Source organism: Croceitalea vernalis, assembly GCF_031846405.1.
Taxonomy (GTDB): Bacteria; Bacteroidota; Bacteroidia; order Flavobacteriales; family Flavobacteriaceae; genus Croceitalea; species Croceitalea vernalis.
Map to the genome: position 1 here is coordinate 541587 of NZ_JAVRHU010000001.1, position 20951 is coordinate 562537.

Consider the following 20951-nt stretch of genomic DNA (forward strand, 5'->3'; position numbering starts at 1 on the left):
AGTGGTTCTAAATATTTTGTCCAAATGTCAATAAGTTACTGTCTGGGTCAAGTAATGAAAACTCTCGTTGACCCCAGGGCTTATCTTCCAATTTTCCGTTAGGATGAATTTCAGTCTTTTTTTCTAATAACGCCTTATAAAGCTCGTCAATATTGTCTGTCCTAATATACACTTGGCCATAATTTTTTCGAGGTTTAAGATTTTTGAATTTAAAAAAGTGTAGCTGTATTTGGTCTCTTTCTAGCATTAAATAATCATCATAATCGGCGCTTCCAAATTTTGAAAAGCCCAATTGATTTACATAATAAGATAGTGTAATCTCTTTGTCGCGCATGGGTAGTTTGGGATTTATATTTGTTAGCATGGTTAATTTAATTATTTAAGCTATCGTATTAATTTTTATTCCTTAACAATTATACCGTTTTCGGTTTCTTTTGGGGTTGGTTTTTCAAACCAGTTTTCCATAAAATCAAAGTTTTCTTTAGTCACTTCAAACTCAAAAGTGTTTCCTTTTTCTTTATTCCGTTTTTGTATTCGTTGAAATCTGGTTTCTTTTGAAATATCTAAAAAATGTGTTTTTATTTCGTATCCATTTGCCAAGGCAAATTGCCTAAACTTTTCTCTGTGGTTAAATTTTGATAGTCCTAAGTCTAAAATAGCATCTGTTTTTGAATCTTCTAGTTGATGCACTAGTGCTAGTATCATTGTTTCAGCCCTCTCAATTCTTTCAAGAAACCAATCTAAACCATCATCAGGTTTTTTGTCTGCAAAAAATAAGATTTTATTCCACTTATCAATTGAGAAAATAATACCGTTAGTTTGCGCTTTTAATTTCTGAGAATAGGTTGTTTTTCCTGAACCTGTATTACCAACAATTAAGTGTATCATTACCTTTTCGGATTTAAAATTGATATAGGCTTACTTTTTAACTGACTTTAGTCATATTCATTAAGAAACTCCTCAATCTCTGATTGCGAGTATCTTGATGTAGAAAGGATTTCTTCGCTTAAAAGAAGAAAAACTTCTTTTTTCTCTTTGTTTGTGGTTTTAAGGTTTTCAATTAAGTAATCAACAAGTTTTGTGGTTTTAAGGTCGAGATTCTTTTTTGTTTCTTCTATTTCAGATAAGGCTGACAGCTTCTCAAATTCAATTAACTCAATTTTTGAATTAGCAATAGCTTTCCATGAATTCGTTTTAATTATTGGGCTCTGAATACCATCAGCTTTTCTTATTATTCCATATATAGAAATAGAGTCGTTATTTACATATTGCATAAGGCTATCTATTAAAACCTGTTGTTTTGGAATACTTGCCTCTAGGTTGACCTTGCTTTCTTTTAATTCATTCTGAATAGATGTATATATTTTATTCAAATAGTTTTTATCTTTTCTGTTTTCATTCCAATTATTAATTGATAGAGCAATTAAAATACCTATCACCACTAGTATAATTTCTCCGAAAGCATACTTTAGATAACTACCTTTTTTATTTTTATCCATTAGTTGAAGTCTTGTTTTCCTAAAGATTTTTATCATTAGCTATTCGTTTGTCTTAATCAATTAAAACAATCTCAGATAGGGGATTCGTTGTGGATATTAGTTCTAAATACTATTATCTAAGCTAAAAATAGGTTTTTTAGCGCGTTTTCTATTTATGTTCTATAGCACATAAATATATTGGTATATGCTGTAAAATAAACAACTACAATCGTTGCGCTATACAAGTATTTTTAATTAAGAACACGAAATTTTCTCAACTCTTCTTTCGTGCCTACCTCCTTCAAATGGAGTGTTTAAGAAAGTATCTACCATTTCTAGTGCTTGAGGTAAGGCAATAAAACGCGCTGGTAAACTCAAAACATTCGCATCATTATGTTCCCTAGCCAGTGCTGTAATTTCTTTATTCCAACACAAAGCGCTGCGTACTAATTGATGTTTATTCGTTGTCATATTGGCACCATTACCACTACCACAAATAACAATACCAAAATCAACATTACCTTTTTCAACATCTTCAGCTACAGGATGCGCAAAGTCAGGATAATCAACACTGTCTGTGCCGTCTGTGCCATAATTTATAATAGTAATTCCTTTTGATTTTAGGTACCCTATAATCGCTAATTTATAATCGGTTCCGGCGTGGTCATTACCAATAGCTATCTTCATTATATTTTGATTTAGGTTTGGTATATCAAAGGTACAATACTTTTAATTTTACTTTGTTGATAAACTAAAACAAAAAAACTTAGTAGTCTTTAAATCAGTTTATTAAAATTAGTTCTCTTTTGTTGATAGATGGAAGACAACTACTTATTACTAAAATTTGTTTTTTGCTTTTTTTTAAGCAATAATAACTTTAATTAAAAAAGGTAGCTTCAATTAATAAAAAGTTAGTTTAAACATATTAAATAATAATTACAGGTAGTTAACATTAAACTAACCTTTAGTTATTAATATATTCATGTTTATAATAGTTATTAATAACTGTCAATAAATAACATAAAACATTGATTTCTAAGTTTTTTAAAATGGTATAAGTTGTAAATAAATTCTTTTTTATGTTCAGAGCAAAGATTTAGTGATAATTTTATTACACATTTCAACAGACTATTATCATCACCATTTTTATTTTAAAATTTAAAAAAGAAAAATAATATTTATTGTAATGTTAATAAATGTTGATATTCTTCAAGCTTAAAAATAATAGTTCAAGTACACAGATTATAATTTGTACTTTTCAATAAAATACTACCACTTAATGTCTAAAAAGAAGAAGCGAACACGAAGTCAACAAAAAAACGAAATTACTAAAGGCATTTTTAAAGTATTAGAGAAAGAACCTTCAAAAGCATTTAATTACAAGCAAATAGCTGCGCAACTAGGTATTACAGAGACTCAAATGCGTAACGATTTAATCAAACGTTTAGGGCAGCTTAAACAAAAGGACCGTATTCAAGAAGTAGAAAGAGGCAAGTATCAAATGAAACCTTCTCAGTTTCAAACAGTTTCTGGTAGAGTAGATTTAACCTCAAATGGTAATGCTTATATCATTGTTGATGATTTTGATGAAGATGTATTTGTACCAGGTCATAGAATAAACAAGGCTTTTCATGGTGATATTGTGAAGATAAAATTAAAAGAAAGCAAAGGTAAAAAACGCCATGAAGGAGAAGTAATTCAGGTTGTAGAGCGTAAGAAAACGACTTTTGTAGGTATTTTAGATAAGCAAAAAACATTTGCTTTTGTAAGACCTACCGATTCAAGAATGTATACTGACATTTTTGTACCTATTGAGAAAACAAAAAAAGCGGAAGATGGTGATAAAGTTCTTGTCGAAATTGGTGAATGGCCTAGTGATAGAGAATCTCCTTTTGGTAGAGTTGTTGAAGTTTTAGGTAAACCTGGAGAACACCAAACTGAAATACATTCTATTCTTGCAGAATATGGCTTGCCGCATGAGTTTCCGTATGAGGTTGAGCAGTATGCTAATACACTTGATACTGCTATTAAACCTGAAGAAATAGCAAAAAGAAGAGATATGCGGGATGTACTCACTTTTACTATAGATCCGAAGGATGCTAAAGATTTTGATGATGCTCTTTCTTTTCAAATTTTAGACAATGGTAATTATGAAATAGGAGTACATATTGCTGATGTTTCACATTATGTGTTACCCGATTCTATTTTAGAAGAAGAAGCTTATAATAGAGCAACATCTGTTTATTTGGTAGATCGTGTGGTACCAATGTTGCCTGAAGTGCTTTCAAATAATGCGTGTTCTCTACGCCCTAATGAAGAAAAATATACCTTCTCTGCAATTTTTGAATTAAATGCAAATGCTATAATTCAAAATCAATGGTTTGGAAGAACAGTTATAAATTCAAATGAACGTTTTGCCTATGAAGAGGCACAGCATATTATTGAAACCAAACAAGGTAGTTTACCTAAAGAAATTTCTATTAGAAGTAACACCTATACTGTTACTAATGAAGTAGTTGAAGCTACTTTAATTTTTGATAAACTTGCAAAAATTATGCGTAAAAAACGCATGAGTGCAGGAGCAATTTCTTTTGATAAAATTGAAGTACGTTTTAATTTAAATGATAAAAATGAGCCTGATGGGGTCTATTTTAAAGAGTCAAAAGATGCTAATAAACTTATTGAAGAGTTTATGCTTTTAGCAAACAGAAAGGTTGCTGAATTTATTGGTAAACAAACCCCTAAAAAAACTTTTATTTATAGAATTCATGATGAACCAGATGAAGATAAATTAATAGCTTTAAATGGTGTAATATCTAGATTTGGGCATACTGTTAATTTAAAAGATAAGACCAGTATAAGTAGTTCTTTAAATAAATTATTAAGTGATGTAAAAGGTAAAAAAGAACAAAACTTGGTTGATACTTTAACGATACGAAGTATGAGTAAAGCTGTTTATACTACTGATAATATTGGTCATTATGGTTTAGCTTTTGACTATTATAGTCATTTTACCTCTCCAATAAGAAGGTACCCTGATGTAATGGTACATCGTTTATTACAACATTATTTAAATGGTGGAACTTCTGCAAAAGAAGAGGTTTATGAAGAAAAATGTAGACATTCTTCAAGTATGGAAATACTAGCTTCTAGTGCTGAGCGAGATTCTATTAAGTACATGCAAATTAAGTTTATGCAAGACCATAGCGATAAAGAGTTTGTTGGAGTTATTTCAGGAGTAACTGAATGGGGTATTTATGTTGAAATTATTGAAAACAAGTGCGAAGGTATGGTTCGTATTCGTGATATAAAAGATGATTATTACACCTTTGACGAAAAACAATATGCTATTATTGGAGACCGATTTAATGTCGTTTACCAATTAGGTGATGAAGTAGTAGTAATGGTCAAGAATACGGACTTAATTAAAAGGCATCTAGATTTTTCGTTGATTGGTAAACATGAATAATACTTTTTTGGAATAAAATTTGTTTTATGTTATAGAACATCAATCAAAAACTATAAATAATGAAAAAGCAATTTTTAGTCTTATCGTTATTTTTCTTGTTTCAAATTACCTACGGACAAGAAGAAAAAATCACACAAGAACTTCAAAATTTTACCGAACTTAAGGCCTTTGATGGTATTGCTGTAAATTTAATTCCATCAACCGAAAATAAGGCAATTATTACTGGAGCTAACACCCAAAAGGTAGTTATTGTAAACAACAAAGGAAAGCTGAAAATACGCATGCAGCTTGATAAAATATTTAGTGGTTACCGCACTTTTATAGATTTATATTATACAGAAACATTAACTATAATTGATGTAAATGAAGACGCAAGAATAAGTTCAAAAGACACTTTTATTCAAACGGTTTTGGAACTTAGAGCCCAAGAAGGTGGTGAATTAGAGTTAAATTGTCATACAGAACAATTATTAGCTAAAGCAGTTACAGGAGGTAAAATATATACCGCCGGTTTTACAGATAACCAAGATATTGTTATTAATACTGGAGGTTCTTTTTATGGAAGTGATTTTAAAAGTAAGTTCACTACTATTTCGGTAAATGCTGGTGGAAATGCTGAACTTTATGCCACAAAGTATGTAAAAGCTGATGTAAAGGCTGGCGGTACTGTTAAGGTATTTGGCGACCCAGAAAAAATGGATGAGAAAACTGTTTTTGGAGGAAAAATAGAACGAGTAGAATAAAAAATGATAGAAGATATACAGGCAGCAATACCCTTAGGCTTTTTATTGAGCTTTATGATTGGCCCTGTTTTTTTTGTGTTATTAGAAACCAGTGCTACTAAGGGTTTTAGAGCAGGTCTTTTCTTAAACACAGGAGTTATTATCGCAGATATTCTTTTTTTGGTAATAGCATATTTTAGTAGTTTTCAATTATTAGAAAACTTAAGCAATCAACCAGGTTTATATGTTTTTGGAGGCATGATTATTCTTGTTTATGGGATAGTTATTTTCGTAAAAAAAGAAGGTAAGAAAGAAAAAGTTAAAGCAAAAAAAGGCTCATACATAGGTTTAATGATAAAGGGTTTTTTATTGAATTTTATCAATATTGGGGTTTTGGTTTTTTGGCTTGGTATTTTAATAATAGTAGGTCCTAGTTTAGAAAATCAACCAAGCAGGATACTGGTCTTTTTTGGCGCTATGTTAGCCACATATTTTATAACAGACATTTTTAAAATATTATTAGCAAAGCAACTACGTACAAAACTAACAGCCGAACGAATAATATTAATAAAAAAAGGATTAGGCTTGGTATTGATAGTTTGCGGAATTGTTTTAATTACCAAGGGTTTTTTACCAAAAGACAAGTTTAATATCAAAGACGGTATTGAAAGAATTAATGAACAAAAAACCCGGTAAACTTACCGGGTTTTTTTGAGGCATCGAGCGGATTCGAACCGCTGTACAAGCTTTTGCAGAGCTGTGCCTAGCCACTCGGCCACGATGCCTTTTTAGTGGTGCAAATGTACCACACTAATTTTTGGTTTCCAAAATAAGAAATCAAGGTTTTGGTTTAGAAAGGACAACAGCAACACTTTCTACATCACCACCAATTGGAGGGTTTATTTTAGAAACAGAAATCTCAGCATTTTCAATTAGAGGGATTTCTAAAAAAATACGATCTAAAATTCTTTTAGCAACATGCTCTAAAAGCTTAGATTTTACACGCATTTCTTCTTTTACAATATTATTTAAATGAACATAATCAACTGTTTCTTTGAGTTGATCACTTTGTGAAGGTTTTGAAAGATCTGCTGCCACCTCTAGGTCTACCCTATAATCGCTGCCAATAATACTTTCTTCTTTCAGACACCCGTGTTGTGCATGAACACGAATGTTGTTTAGTTTAATTTTACCCATTTATGGTTTAATAAAAAGCAAAATTAAAGCAAAGAAATTAAACTTAGTATGTACAACGGCAATTACTAATACCTTGAAATAAATCCATACCAACAGTTAGTACATGTGTGCCTTGGCTGTAGCCTAATATTTCATTTGTAATTATTTGATATGAATAACCAAAATAGAAATTATTCTTTTTAAGCCCGGCAATAGGCGCTATATATAAAGGCTCTCCTAATTGATCGTTTAAAAAACGATATGTCAGCCCTAAATAATAGTAATCTTCAAAGTTGTGAAAACGAAATTTAGCATTTAAATCGGTAACTGAGCGACCATCACTTTCAAACCATTGGAAGAAAACAGAAGGCTCAAATTCTAGCTTACTGTTTTTGTTTTTCATAAAACTATAACCGGTATACAAGTAATAATTTCTTAATGTATTTGGCTCATTAATTGGATTGAAGTCAACCAAACTGTTTTTAGGTAAAATATTAGAAGCGTTTAAACTTATATAGTACTTGTCTTTTCGATAAAGAATACCCATGTCAAAGTTATGGTTGGTCGTTGCTCGATCGTCAGTAATTATTTGCCCGTTGCTTGGCACAAAGTTTTCTGTGTCAATTCTAAATTGATTAAAATTATATGAGAGCCCAAAAGACAAGAATTCGTCGTCATAACGATCCAGAGTTAAATGGTGAGCAAAAGAAACCCTAGCCCCTCTTTGTCGGGTATTCCCATTACTATCATTAAATAAAACCATACCAATACCAGAGCGGTTGCCAATACGAGCATCTGCGGCTAAAGTTTGGGTGTCTGGAGCGTCTTCAATGCCTACCCATTGGGTAAGACCGTTTAAACGAACCTTAATGTGGTCGCCAATACCAGCATAGGTTGGTGACATCAAAAAAGGATTGTCAGCAATGTACTGTGATAGTTGGGGTATGGTAAGCTCTTGTCCTCTAACCACCAAAGCAAAAAGAAACAAAAGGAATAAGATTGGGGTCTTTTTCATGACTCTACAGGTTAATTTTTATCAACGATAAAGGGTAAAATGACCTACAAATTCTCGGTCGTCATTTGCTCCTCTTAATTTAATAACATACCAATAGTCTCCTGTTGGCAGGTTTTTGTTATGATACAGGCCGTTCCACGCCGGATCATTAATTTCCATTCTATAGAGTTCTCTACCATAACGATCAAAGATGATAGTTAGTACATTCGGAAAGGCTTCTAAGTTTTCAGGCCCCCAAGTGTCATTCCAATCATCTCCATCAGGAGTAAAGAAATCAGGTATTTCAATGTCTATGAACTCTATAAATATTTCAGCAGCTACTTCACATCCGTTTTGATCAACCAACGTAACCATGTAGGTATCAGTTCTGTTTATTATGAATGTGTTATCAGCTCCGTTGTCTATGTCTCCAAAGTAGAAAGTGTAATCTTCTAAGCCTCCAGAGGCAATTGCAGTAATTTCATTAATACTGTTTTGTTCTAAAGTCAAACTTAGAGGCGCGAAACCGATAATTTCAAAATCAACCATATTCACACACCCATTAGCATGTGCAATACTTAGCGTGTGCATACCGGGTGACATGTTCGTAAAATCTGGCGAAAGTTGCATCGTAGACGGGTCTGTCGAATCCATACTATAAAGCACATCACTCATAACAGTATCATCTTCAAAAGCAACCACAATGCGATTTTCTGGCACATCACCGTTGCATTCATAAACAGGTGTCACCACCGCATTTAAATTAACACCTTGTTCAATTTCTACAATAATGTTCTCCTCGCAGTCCTGAGCATCTTTAATAAACACGACATAACTACCCGCGGCTAAATTGCTAAAAGAAATTTGGTCCTGAACAAAATCGGCGTCGTTGCTAGAATTTAAGCTTGTTCGATATGGCGCTGTTCCGCCAGTTATATCAATTTCAAAAGAACCGTCTTCATCACCTTGGCAAATTTCAGGCAAGACAGTTGTTGTTGCTACCAAAATAGGGTTTGGCTCTGTAATTGTATAGTTTAAAAGCTCAAAACAACCATTTTGGTCTTGTGCAATTATGGTGTAATCTCCAGGCGCTAAATCAACAAAAGTGTTTGTTTCATCAAACTGATCCAAGTTTGGGGAAATCGCGTATTGATAACCACCAGACCCGCCAGAAAGCGCTACTGTAATGCTTCCGTTTTCTTCTCCCGAACAACTCACATTAACGATATCTTCTGTAAAAGTTAGAGGCGTTGGCTCTGCAATAATCACCTCTTCTGGAGCTACCACACAATCGTTACTAGTGACGCTAACATAATAAGTGCCTGCGAAAAGGTCTCTAAATTCTCCTTGATTCTGAGGCCCTGCAATTCTCGAAGCAACACTTAACGATACATCTGTGTAAAGCTCATATTGATAGTTACCTAGACCCCCATCTGCATCTGCAAAAATTACTGCAGTATTTTCACCGGTGCAATTAATAACAGCGGCAGAAGCATCAACAGTTAAAGTAAGTGGTTCAATAATATCTTCGGTTATTTCATTAGAAACAACAGAAGAACAATTAAAAGCATCTTGAACAAAGTAACTGTAGGTTCCGGCACTGATATTGCTAAACAAGTGAGTGTTTGGGGCATTGGTTTCATTCATCGGAAAGAAATTAATACCATCTACACTATAACGATAAGGAGCAGTACCACCAAAAGCACTTAATTCTAATACCGCTTGATTTAGGCATGTTAAAGGACTTAAGCGAATTAATTGAGAAGAAACCTCTGTTGGGTTAACGATTTCAATTATTCCGGTTTCAGCAGAACAACCAACATCATCGGTTACAGTAATACTATAAAAGCCAGCAACTAAATTGTCAAATGTACTTGCGCCTTGTCTTGTTGAAACTTGCGGCGCAACACTTCCTAAAATGTCAGTGTAAGTATTTAATTGATATTCGTAAATCGGAGTTATGTTTCTTGCTGCAAGCGTAGCAGTAACTGACGCGGCGTCATCTCCGAAGCAAACCAATGTGCTTGCCGCAATCGTTGCTGCAATCGCATCAGGCCGTATTAAGGTAATAGTATCCGTGTGTACACAACCTAAAGCGTCAGTAATCGTAACAATAAAATCACCAGCAGAAAGACCCGTAAAGGCAAAATCAGTAACATTGTTTTGCGAATAAGACTGTGAGGTTGTCGTGTTGTTTAAAGCAATGGTAAAAGGACCCTCGCCACCAGACACTTCAACTAAAATACGCCCCTGGTCATTCGTACAGCTAACACTAGCCTCTTCTGCAACTAGGGCAGATATAGGGGCTTCTGGAGCTATAATTGTAATTACATTAGAGGTTTCAACACAAAAAGGAGCTGTTGTTTGTGTGACAATCACGTAATATGTTCCCCCGGGCAGGCCGGTTATTGGAGCTTGTGCAATAGCAGTATCCCCTGAGCCTGATTGTAAGACAACTGTGTTGTTGTTAGAGTTGTAAACTTGGTAGTCAAACGTTCCCGCATAATCAGAAACCACAAAATTAAAACTACCATCATCCAGCCCATTATTCAGGCATTCTTCATCTGTAAGTGTTGTTGCCAACACATCCATTTCAAGAGGCTCTTCAATGGTGTGAACAGTTTCAATTATACAATTTGGACTAGCGTCTAAATTCGTAATTCTAATGCTATAATCCCCAGCTCCTAATCCAGAGAACAAGCCAGTATTGTTTGTACTTGTATAAACTACATTAATACCATTTATCTCAAATTCTATGGTTGGTGTAGCCGTGACAGGGCTTATGGTAACACCAACTTGAATTTGTGCGTCGCTTCCAGGGTTACAGGTAAGCGGAACCAAATCAGCTACGGTTGGGTCTGTTATTTCAACGAACGGAGCAATACCAACATTTGCTTCAACTGCATTTCGACAACCATTATCGTCATAAGCATAGATGTCATAATTACCACCATCGTAATTGGTTTCAATATATACGGGATTAGCCCCATCTTGAACGGTCGCAGCTGTTGCAGTATTGATAAATTCAAAACGCACAAAATTTCCAGAACCACCAGTAATGGAAGCGGTATCTATTGTTATAGAAGCGGTGTTGGCGTTATTTCCAGTTGTACAACCAAATTCTACTACAGTCGCGTTTACGTTAGAAATAATGTTTGGTTGATTAATTACTTGAGTTATCTCTTCAGTACATCCATTCGCAGCGGTTACTCTGATTGTATAAGTGATACCCGCAATGGTTCCTTCAAGATTATCAAAAACTGCAGTAGCATTTGTAACACTTGTAGGGTTTGGAGTTATCGGAAAAGTTACCGCACCACTAACACCAGGACCAGAAATGATTTCAAAGATATAAGGCCCTATTCCATTATCTGGAATGGCACTTACACTAATGGTTCCATCATCTGCCCCATTACAACTAACATCTAAGTGATGATCAACATTGATAGCTGGAGTAATAGCAACAGGAACAGTAACTGTTGTGGTTGCTTGACAAAAAGGAGCAAGCGTGTTTGTGTCGTAAATTGTAATGGTGTAAACCCCATCTACACTAGCTCCGTTCCAAACCTCAGTGCTCCCCGACATTGCGGTTATACTTTGATCAGCGCCGCCTGGCCCATCAATTTCGTATGAATAATTGCCTGAACCGGAAGAAACATCGATGGTGATTTCAGCATTGTTATTTGGCGCTATTTCACAATCAAGTAAAGTAGTGAGAAGCGCTGTAAATTCTATTGGAGGAACTATATTAAAGTTTTCATCATCTTGACAGCCATTGACATCTCTTACCGAGATCGTTTGTCCTGTACCAGAAGAAAGTCCTGTTACTGTAAACTGATTGCTTCCATTAAAGACGAAGTTTTGGTATGCCGCGCCGTTTACACTTATTTGAAATGGAGCAATAGCAGCGCCTGGATTATTCAGGGTAATTAAAACCTCAAAGCTTCCTTCATCTGCGCATTCATCAACTATTGACAAATCAATATCTGGTGCGTCATCTAAATCTACAGTAACGGCGTCGTTTTGAACACATCCGTAGGCATCCTTGACATAAACAATATAGTTACCCGATTCTACATTGGCTGTTGAATTTGTCATCCAACCAGCATCAGTGGCTGTTGGTGCCGTGGCTAAATTTGATAAAAACTGATACTCATAAGGGGCGGTCCCTGATTGTGCGATGGCAGTAATTAAACCTGCATTAACATTACAATTGTCGTTTACTGTACTATTTGCAGAAACAGATAATGGCTGAGAAGCTTCATCAATTGTAAAATCGATAGAGCTTACGGAGCACCCTGCGTTTACTCCATCAGCCTCTGTGAACTGTATGAAATAAATACCCGGGCTTAAAGGCCCAATATTGGTTTCTGAAACAGGTCCTGCTGGAGGGTTAACAGACAAACTACCACTTATAGCTGTAGGCAAAATACTAGTATTTGATTGCGCCAGAAATATTTCATAGTCAACCTGTGTGGTTGTGGCGTCGAAGCCATCAATTGTAAAACTTACGTTGCCATCGGCATTTCCTGTACAAGTAACATTATTAACAACGCCTAAAGTTGAAGTCATAACTGACGGACTATTAATAGGGGCCGAAGCCTCTTCAAAATAGTAACAGTTAGTGGTAATATCATGTACTACAAAAGTGAATGTAATACCAGGAGTTAGACCGGTAAATGTATGAGTCGGACCACCAACTACATCTGGAGGAAAGAAAGTTGAAGCATATGGCGCAGAAAACGAATCCAAAATACCAAACTCATAGTTTGTACTAAGAATTGCAGTGGTAACAGTAACAGCAGCCGTTCCCCCAGTTAAGCAATTCAATGTTGTTGCCGATACATCAATGTCTAAGTCGTCAGGAGGAGAAGCGATAATATTGGTGGTAACCCTTGAACAACCATTCGCATCAATAACATCAACTTCATAAATTCCAAAATCGAGAATAGCAAAGGTATGGTCTTCACCGCCGGAGGTTGTATTATAAGCAGCGGAATAGCCGTTATTTCCTGTTAAATAATAGGTATATTCTGCAACCCCACCGGACAATCCCTCAACCGAAATAGACCCAGGATTTGTACCTGTTGAAGTATCACACGTTATAGGTTGTAAATTAATTGAGTAATTAATTTGGTTTGGCGAGTTAATGCTTGTAGCAAAAACATTAGAAACACACCCATTTGCATCCGTCACTGTCACATCATAATTACCAGCAGGAAGCCCTGTGGTTTGTGTTCCGTAATTTGTTGTTGTTCCAGAATCTACAACTTCAATGACATAAGGCCCTAAGCCTACAGAGGTATCAATAGTAATGTCTAAAGCTCCGTTAGAGTCACCAAAACATAAAACATCCGTTGGAATGATATTGCTGATTACAGGAGTGTCTGCCGGCGACACAACAACGGTGTTTGTGGATACTGTACAAGCGACTGGAGTAGAGGTGTCTGTAATTCTAAACTCGTAGCTTCCTGCGGTACTTGTTGCAAACACATTACCTGTAAAGCCGGTGGTGTTGTAGGTTGTTCCTGAATCGTTGGACCACTCATAGGCAAATGTTCCAGACCCACCAGATGCATTTATAGTAATACTTGCATCACTCAAACAAGTAAGGTTAGCGCTTAAAGTTGCACTAGCAAGCAGCTGAGAATTAATAGTGGTTGTTTGGGTGGCGATAGCTACTGGACAACCTAACTGATCACGAACATCAATGTCGTATGAGCCACTCGAAAGATTATTAAAGGTATATGTTGTTGATGTTACAGGAGATGGTATCATCCATGGCCCTGAATTAATTCTAAATTGATATCCGCCATTTCCATCTGTAACATCAACCTGAATTGAAGCAGTGTTTCCGCCTGAGTAACATGTGGTTGGAGTAACCGTAAACGCAACAGGGTTCAAAGGAGATATTATGATAGGTGTATCTATACTGTCTTCACAATTATTAGTGTCTCTTACGCGCACAACATAGGTGCCATCACTTAAACCAGAAAACACGCGATTAGTGCTGTTAGTGGCAAAATCATATGCTCCAATAACAACACCTGCACCATCTTCTAATTGATAGGTGTATCCAGGCAGACCACCATTAGCCTCGGCAGTTATTGTGGCGTCAGCTGTACAAGAAAGACCTGTTGTTATACTAGCTGAAGCTACTACAGCTGTGGGCTCTGTTAGTATTTGGGTGATAGATGTTGTACAAGTAATTTCATTAGCTTTTCGTATCAGAATGGTTTGACTCCCAGCAGGAAATACTGCATTGGTTGTAATCGGAGATGTTGTTGATGTAATCCAAGTTGTTCCGCCATCCTCTGAATACTCAAAACCCGCAACTGAGTCAAAATTTTCAACACTAAATGTAATGCTGCCATCAGACAAACCATTACATGAAATATCTGTAGAACCTTGAACTGCTGAGCTAAATACGCGACCAGCCTCTACAGTTACAGGTGTCGTGACACTTAATTCACAAACCTCAGGAATTTGGAATATTTCAATATCATCGATGGCTAGGTCATTACCGCTATTTCCAATTTTTTCAGTTCTAATAACAAAGTCTAAGCTTGTGTTGGCACCCGGATTGAAGTCTGTTGAAAAAAGAACCCAATCATCAGGGCCAGTGTTCTTAGCGATATCTCCTGTTCTAATTGATTGTACTACTGCGCCAGAGGCATCAACTATTTCAATTGTTAAGTCTGGATCTAGAATAGTTCTGGTAGAAACAACTAAATTGAAAATATACAATGAAATTCTAAGCGGCCTATTTGGAATAATATCGTTAATAGGCTTTGTGTAGATAATTTGCCCTGGGCTTGGTGTACCAACATTAATAACTAAATACCGACCATCAGAACTCGATGGGTCTGTATGGTCATTTGGACTAATCCATGCGCTAAAAGGCGCAATTATTTCGTTGGTTACGCTATATTGGAAATCATTAATATTAAGATTTGTATCGCCACCATTTGCGGTGCTACTCGTTTGATCTTCATAGGCATACCCTTGTGTATCTGGACTTGGAATTGACCCAACTCCAACCCCAAAATTTTCAGATAACAATAAGCTTGGTGTCGGCGGTGTTTGTGATTGATAGTAAGTTGTTACTGTGTAAGTGCCTGGCGCCACATTAGTGAAAACATTGTTTGATTCAGGGGTGTTGAGCACACCATCTAATGCATATCTGTAATCATAACCCGCAATACTTGGAGAGGCTGTAATTGTCCCTGAGCCATCACAATTATAGTCTACTTCAGGTGTTAACGTGACATTTGGAGGCATAGGTAGACCTTCTACAGAAACGTCCATTGAAAACGAACAAGACGCGTCACGAACTAAGACCGTATAGTCTCCTGGTAATAATTGAGCAATAGACGAGGACCCCCAATTACTACCGCCATCAAAACTATATTCATAAGGAGGGTATCCTCCAACAACATTAGTGATCCTAACTTCTGCACCGTTGCTTGGATCACAAGTAACATCTCTAGAAACACCAGCTGATGCACTTAATGTAAACGGCTGGTCAAGATCATATGATTGTTGAATATCACAACCAGAATCATCAAGTATTCGAATATCATAAGTCGTAGAGGTTAAACCAACAAATGTATCTGTTGGTTGATATGTAGTACCACCATCAATACTATATTGGTATGGCTCAACTCCTCCCGAAACACTTATGATAAGTTGACCGTCAGCATCACCATTACAAGACGGCTGAACCTCTGAGACTAAATCTATAGCAAGGCCCCCATTATCGTTTATTGTTACAGGGTTTGATAGCGCATAACAGTTGTTAGCATCTAATACGATAAAGACATATTCACCATCTTCATTTGCAAAATACTCATCAATAAAATCGCCATCGGTATCTCTCCACCCAAAAGTAAAAGTAGCGCCTACTTGATAGGCATTTGGGTCAATATTATCAATAATTTCTTGTTCTGTAGGAGAACCACCAGGGGTATGTAATAACACACCGTCTTTACTCCAAATAGCAAAAAGAAAATCTGGATTTCCTTGGCCTCCTGCTTGAGTAAGTTCTATGACTCCTGCGGAACAACCAATATCTGCTGTGGTTAAAGCAGAGAGGGTTGGGTCAGGAATTCTGGTTAGGCTGATGTTTTGAATATCTTCACAACCATCATCTGTTCTTGTAATTACAATATAATCACCAGGATTAACATTGTTAAATGTGAAATTATTATCGGGCTGTGCGGTTTCATTGTCTATTAAAGTTCCACTAGGCGAACCATCATCAAGCCTTAATTCATATTCATAATTAGGGCTAACATTTAAAGCTTGAATAGTAATATCCCCTAGAGAATTACAATTTGCTTCTGTAGTTAAAATATCAACTTGAAAGTCTCTTTCTAATATACCAATGTCTTCAGTAACAAAAACACAGGAGTTAGGTATAGGGTTATTTGATCCGTCTAATTGAACAACCTCAACTCTGTATGCACCGTTATCTGTAATATCAAAACTAGGGCCATTATTTGCGCTAAAAGGAACATCAATAACATTATTGGTTACGTCAAATAATTGAAAACCATAGCCACTACCTAAATTGGTAATCGTAATGTTTCCTGGAGTTGAGCAAACGATATCTCTACTTGTGTGTAAAAGATCTAGATTGTTTCTAAACACATTAAAATAGAATCGGCTAAAACAGCCATTTTGATAGTTGATAACGAGTCGAAACTCCCCAGGTGTTGAAGCCAAGAAGTCCCCGCCGGTACTGACTGTATTCCAAGAACATGTGTTGTCTTTATTGGCGCAATCATCGGGCGCCGCAGAACAACTAGTATCATCTAATTGCTCCCAAACAATACTATCAGCATCGGGGATGTTTATTTGTAATAATTCTGTGTCATTTAAACCACACAAAAACACCTGAGGTAATTCGTCACCATCATTAGGGCAGACTAATATTTCACCTTCAATTGTGTTTGAAGTGTCGTTTATTAGCGCGGTAATTGGATTAGTTTGTGTTGCGCCAAATAGCTCCACAATAATTATTTCATTAAAATCTTTGCAAGGGTCAGCTACTTGTTTGTTTACGATATAAGTACCCGTCTGATCAACTTGCTGTGTGCTAAAATCGCTATCGGGGTTGCCATCATTTAAAACGGGGTCAGAGGCATCAATTTGACTATTATTGTTGCTATCAAGAACCCACACATAATTATCAAAACCGTCTCCAGCATCAAGCAATACATTGTCACCACATAACTGAACAGTTCTAGTATAGTTGCAGGCGGTTAAATCATCTAGCAAAAAGTTAGTCGCCCCAGGAGTAACAAAACCGCAATTATCAAAATCAGAAACACTAGGGTCATCAGTAATTACTGCGCTATTAATTTCACCTTGATACGTAGAATAGGCCAAGTTTTCTATTAGGTCTGTGCATGCGTCAATAAAGTCAAAACAGTTTTCAGCTACTCTTACCCGAAGTCTAATAGTATAAGTTGGATCAGTCATTTCAACCAAATCATCAGGAACAGTAAAAGTTATTTCGTTTGTTGCGGCATCAAAAACATGTGTCACGCCAGGAGCACCAGTATAATCTGCGCTAACAAAAGTGGTGTTGACGGGCAGAACATCTCTAATGGTATAGTTGGCGGCATTGTCATTTCCTAAGTTTCTAAAACTTAAAACATAATCAAGCGTTTGACCCAAGTTCACACCAGAACCAGTAATATCATTTCCTCCAATATCTTCAACCCTTTTTTCAAGAACTATATTCGGTTCAATGATTTCTACTGAAAACGCAGTTAAGAAAGGTCCATATCCATCACCTGTTGATGTAAATCTAAGTACTGCACCTGATTCATCATTAGGCAAGACAGTTTCATTAGGGTTGTTGAGATTGAATAAATCAATATCAGTTCCTAATGTATTGGTTCCGTATGGAGTTCTAGTAGGAACTTCCGCGCCATCAGTGGTAATCGTGGAGTTAAAAAAGTTGTTATCTGGATTTAGTGTTGTAGACAAATTGGTATAGCCTGCAACGGAGTTTGCGCTAATGTAAAACCGATCATTGGTAATACCGCGATCACCCTCTAATGCAGCGACACCAACTCTAGCCCTAACAGGAAAAGGAGAGGGCAATGTTCTAAAACCATTAACAGCTACATCAACGTTACCTACAGCACCTGATAAACCAGCATAACCGTCAAAAGTAGATATGAATTTACCTGATTCATTAGGGTTTTCATAAATAATAACTAAAACCCAACCCGCAGAACTAGAGCCGTTACGTGTTCCTCTTGTAGCACGTATGTTGGCGGCAGTATATTCTCCATTTGGGTCTGAATTAGACCTAATTAAATCAGTTACTTCTTTATAACATATAACTGGAGCATCTTTAAAAAAACCACCAGATGATGGGTCAATACCATCAAAAATAATATCGTCCTCTTCTCCTGGTAAGTCAGGGTCGTTGTCTGCAATTAAATCCACATAAGTTCCACCAGGAATTTTGAATTTAATTTCATTCCACTCTTCAATTCTTGTTGTTCCAGTAAACTGTGCGCCTCCGTCTGTACTTCTTTCGTTAGGATAGGTACCGGCCCAATAAAGACCCGCGTAACGAACCTCTGAACAAGAGGGGTCCGTAATATTAAGTTCAGCACTACTAGAACTAAAGGTTGAAGCATCGGCATCGATATCAATATACTCCATCCATAAGGAGTTATTGTTAGCCGTTCCATTATAGGGCGTATTGGCCTCAGCAGGATTAGCTTCAGAAGCCCTGTTGAGAATGTTGTTTCCAACAAAAATAATATCACCTCTTATTTCAATATTATCTCCGTCCAATCTGGGAGAGAATGGAACAACTTCTTGGGCATGAGCACCAAATGATACAAAAAGGAGAATAAGAAAAAAGAGTAGATAAGCTCTTTTGACTAAGGATGCTAATTTCATTTAAGCAGCTTGGTTAGGTTTTACGCGCATAATCCAGATTTGGTCTTCATATGCGTCATTTAGTTTGGAATAGTAAGACACTAGGGCGTTAGTCCAATCCTGATGTTTTTTTAAATAAACATACCGATAGTTGTTTTCTGGATTTATGAAATAGCTCGCACTTAGGCCTTGAGCATTTAAATGTTTTACAAAACGATTCGCATTTGACGGCTGCTCAAACACATTAGCAATAATGTAGTAACCAGAACCTAGACCGTCAATATCGTATGTTTTATAACTAACAGCACCTTTCAGTTGAACCGGTTGCTTTTGAACATTTTTTTGTAGAACATTATCATCATATTCTGAGCTATTGGAATCTGTTGTATTTGAGGCATAAGCAGTATTGCTGTACTCACCTTTAACCTTCATGACCCAAGTATCACCAGAGTAGGTTCCATTAAGGCCTGTTTTATAGGCAGAAACCGCTTCGTCTTTATTTTTAAAGTCTTTTAGATATACATAATTCAATCCGTTTTTAGGATTTGTAAAATAGTCGGCCCCAACACCATCAGCATGTAGTTTATCAATAAACTTTTGCATGTATTTTTTACCCTTATAAACATTAGCGATTAGATAGTGACCACTTTCTACACTTGGAATAGCGAATGATTTATATCCGTAAGACTTTTTTGTGTTTGTGTTAATTCTGTCTTTTTTAGTGTTTGCCGTATAGGCCGCTTTTGAAGCAGCTTCGGCAGGGGTATCCATATCTTTAAGCGCACTAATCTTTTGTGAAGCTTCAGAATTGGTTATTCCTGCACTGGCCCAAGAAGCTTTATTTGTCTCGTTAGATTGGGCGTTATAGTCTTTTAGCTTGATAACTTTTTTTGAAGCCGTGGTATTGCTCAATCCATTATTGGCTAAAGGAGACCTTTTTGGATTGTTCACAATATCGATACTATCTAAATTGGCGAAGTACATTCTTTTGGCTTTTTCTTCCAACTCTGGGTTTTCGCCATTGGTTTCTCTTTTTACCATCCGCATTACCGTTGCAAACCTTCTTTCTAAATCGCCTTGACGCGATTTTTCAATGGAATCTTGTCTGAACAATAACTCGTCAAGTATACTGTTGTTTTCGGCAAGTTTTTCTTCCAATTCTGCAATTTTCAGGTCTTTGTCTGTTAAGGACAGCTCTTCTAAAGGAATATCTTCTTCATCATTTTCAACCAAATCATTATCCTTTTCTAGCATCACTCGGTCTTCAGTTAAATTAGGCGTAAAGGAATACGCTAATGAAATTTCATGATTAACACCAAAGTTTTCAAAATTGTTAGAAAGCCCTTTTTCTACCGTATAACCTAAAGAGATACGTTTATTTAAATTAAAACCTACACCAGCGGCTGCGCCATAAAAATCATCATAACCAGCTTGTAACCATCCTAATTTTGGAACATCGAGGATAAGGCTTCCGCCCAAGGTGATGTCATTTAAAGGATCTGTACGCACTCTAGCCAAAGGCATTAAACGAGCACTTTCGAGAACACCGGATGTATTTTTAAACTGATGGGTATATTGAAGATGGCCGGTATATGTCTTCTCACCGAAATCTGTTAGAGATTCATTGGTTTTTAAGTTGTAGTCAAATAGGTTATCTGCAAGCACACCAAAATCAAAAGCACCATATGAGATGTTGAAACCTGGTTGAAAGGTTATAAGTGCGCTATTGTCTAAACTATTAAGTAATGGATCATCATCAATTGGGTTAGCCCTGTTCTGATTAAAACCACTATTGTAGTATGAAAAGTTACCTCCAAAAGTTAAATTACTTTTATCGCTTAGCTTTACACCATAAGCGTAATTAGCTAGTAAACCAAAATTTTCAATTAGACCTTCGCGCTGAGTATATAAACTTAGGCCCACTCCACTTCTATCGCCAATACGACCGCTGTAACTTAAAAAATAAGTTTGGTTATTGTCATTAAAAGATACCGATTGGTTTCTGTGAAATAGATTAATATATGATTTATCTTCTCGAACAGTTGAAAAAGTCGGATTTAATAGAAATCTATTGAACTTAACAAGGTTCTGTGAAGGAACGTCATAGGCCACGAATGGGCTCTCTTCTTGTGCAGTTAGTGAGAAACTGCTTAAAAGTGAGCCTATGGCTAATAGTAGTAGGTAGCTGTACTTTTGCATTG

Annotated in this window: 11 protein-coding genes and 1 tRNA gene; 3 read left to right on the plus strand and 9 right to left on the minus strand. The window is 36.2% G+C overall.

All coding sequences use genetic code 11. The annotated features are described in order from the left end of the window. Nucleotides 1–7 precede the first annotated feature (7 nt). From RM520_RS02390 to rpiB, 4 genes are all read right to left on the minus strand, one after another. Entirely contained in the window at nt 8–364 is a 357-nt protein-coding gene (locus RM520_RS02390; protein ID WP_311384109.1) for a bleomycin resistance protein, read from the minus strand. A gap of 35 nt (nt 365–399) precedes the next feature. Beyond that, the gene (locus tag RM520_RS02395; RefSeq protein WP_311384110.1) at nt 400–888 is read right to left on the minus strand and encodes a P-loop nucleotide/nucleoside kinase family protein; all 489 of its coding nucleotides are present in this window, start codon (nt 886–888) and stop codon (nt 400–402) included. Between the two features lie 47 nt (nt 889–935). Beyond that, complete coding sequence (locus tag RM520_RS02400; protein ID WP_311386840.1) at nt 936–1535, minus strand: DUF6090 family protein; 600 nt, start codon at nt 1533–1535, stop codon at nt 936–938. Between the two features lie 198 nt (nt 1536–1733). Beyond that, on the minus strand, nt 1734–2165 hold the full coding sequence (rpiB, locus tag RM520_RS02405) for a ribose 5-phosphate isomerase B (protein WP_311384112.1): 432 nt from the start codon (nt 2163–2165) through the stop codon (nt 1734–1736). A 592-nt stretch (nt 2166–2757) separates the two neighbouring features. On the opposite strand from rpiB, the gene rnr reads away from it, so the two are divergent. Genes rnr through RM520_RS02420 form a run of 3 tightly spaced genes read left to right on the plus strand, consistent with a single transcriptional unit; the run spans nt 2758 to nt 6365 of the window. Beyond that, on the plus strand, nt 2758–4947 hold the full coding sequence (gene rnr, locus RM520_RS02410) for a ribonuclease R (RefSeq protein ID WP_311386841.1): 2190 nt from the start codon (nt 2758–2760) through the stop codon (nt 4945–4947). A 59-nt stretch (nt 4948–5006) separates the two neighbouring features. Continuing rightward, entirely contained in the window at nt 5007–5690 is a 684-nt protein-coding gene (locus RM520_RS02415; protein ID WP_311386842.1) for a head GIN domain-containing protein, read from the plus strand. Between the two features lie 3 nt (nt 5691–5693). Then, complete coding sequence (locus RM520_RS02420) at nt 5694–6365, plus strand: LysE family translocator (RefSeq protein WP_311386843.1); 672 nt, start codon at nt 5694–5696, stop codon at nt 6363–6365. 18 nt (nt 6366–6383) lie between these two features. On the opposite strand, the gene RM520_RS02425 is transcribed toward RM520_RS02420, so the two are convergent. The 5 genes from RM520_RS02425 to RM520_RS02445 all read right to left on the minus strand — a co-directional run bounded on the left by RM520_RS02425 (nt 6384) and on the right by RM520_RS02445 (nt 20949). Then, nucleotides 6384–6454: transfer RNA gene (locus tag RM520_RS02425), tRNA-Cys, on the minus strand. Between the two features lie 52 nt (nt 6455–6506). Further along, complete coding sequence (folB, locus tag RM520_RS02430; protein WP_311386844.1) at nt 6507–6866, minus strand: dihydroneopterin aldolase; 360 nt, start codon at nt 6864–6866, stop codon at nt 6507–6509. Nucleotides 6867–6909: 43 nt separating this feature from the next. Continuing rightward, a complete protein-coding gene (locus RM520_RS02435) occupies nt 6910–7860 on the minus strand; it encodes a PorP/SprF family type IX secretion system membrane protein (RefSeq protein WP_311384117.1) in 951 nt (316 codons plus the stop codon). 21 nt (nt 7861–7881) lie between these two features. Further along, nucleotides 7882–18771, minus strand: a complete 10890-nt coding sequence (locus tag RM520_RS02440; protein ID WP_311386845.1) for a T9SS type B sorting domain-containing protein — start codon at nt 18769–18771, stop codon at nt 7882–7884. After that, nucleotides 18772–20949, minus strand: coding sequence for a PorP/SprF family type IX secretion system membrane protein (locus RM520_RS02445; protein WP_311386846.1), 2178 nt, complete (start codon nt 20947–20949; stop codon nt 18772–18774). It abuts the gene before it with no gap. Nucleotides 20950–20951: the final 2 nt, after the last annotated feature.

Bases quoted from the DNA above. Each gene is read 5' to 3' on its own strand.
- RM520_RS02440 (WP_311386845.1), bottom strand. From the start codon at position 18,771: ATGAAATTAGCATCCTTAGTCAAAAGAGCTTATCTACTCTTTTTTCTT.
- RM520_RS02415 (WP_311386842.1), top strand. From the start codon at position 5,007: ATGAAAAAGCAATTTTTAGTCTTATCGTTATTTTTCTTGTTTCAAATT.
- RM520_RS02395 (WP_311384110.1), bottom strand. From the start codon at position 888: ATGATACACTTAATTGTTGGTAATACAGGTTCAGGAAAAACAACCTAT.
- rpiB (WP_311384112.1), bottom strand. From the start codon at position 2,165: ATGAAGATAGCTATTGGTAATGACCACGCCGGAACCGATTATAAATTA.
- RM520_RS02420 (WP_311386843.1), top strand. From the start codon at position 5,694: ATGATAGAAGATATACAGGCAGCAATACCCTTAGGCTTTTTATTGAGC.
- RM520_RS02390 (WP_311384109.1), bottom strand. From the start codon at position 364: ATGCTAACAAATATAAATCCCAAACTACCCATGCGCGACAAAGAGATT.
- RM520_RS02435 (WP_311384117.1), bottom strand. From the start codon at position 7,860: ATGAAAAAGACCCCAATCTTATTCCTTTTGTTTCTTTTTGCTTTGGTG.
- RM520_RS02400 (WP_311386840.1), bottom strand. From the start codon at position 1,535: ATGATAAAAATCTTTAGGAAAACAAGACTTCAACTAATGGATAAAAAT.
- rnr (WP_311386841.1), top strand. From the start codon at position 2,758: ATGTCTAAAAAGAAGAAGCGAACACGAAGTCAACAAAAAAACGAAATT.
- folB (WP_311386844.1), bottom strand. From the start codon at position 6,866: ATGGGTAAAATTAAACTAAACAACATTCGTGTTCATGCACAACACGGG.
- RM520_RS02445 (WP_311386846.1), bottom strand. From the start codon at position 20,949: ATGCAAAAGTACAGCTACCTACTACTATTAGCCATAGGCTCACTTTTA.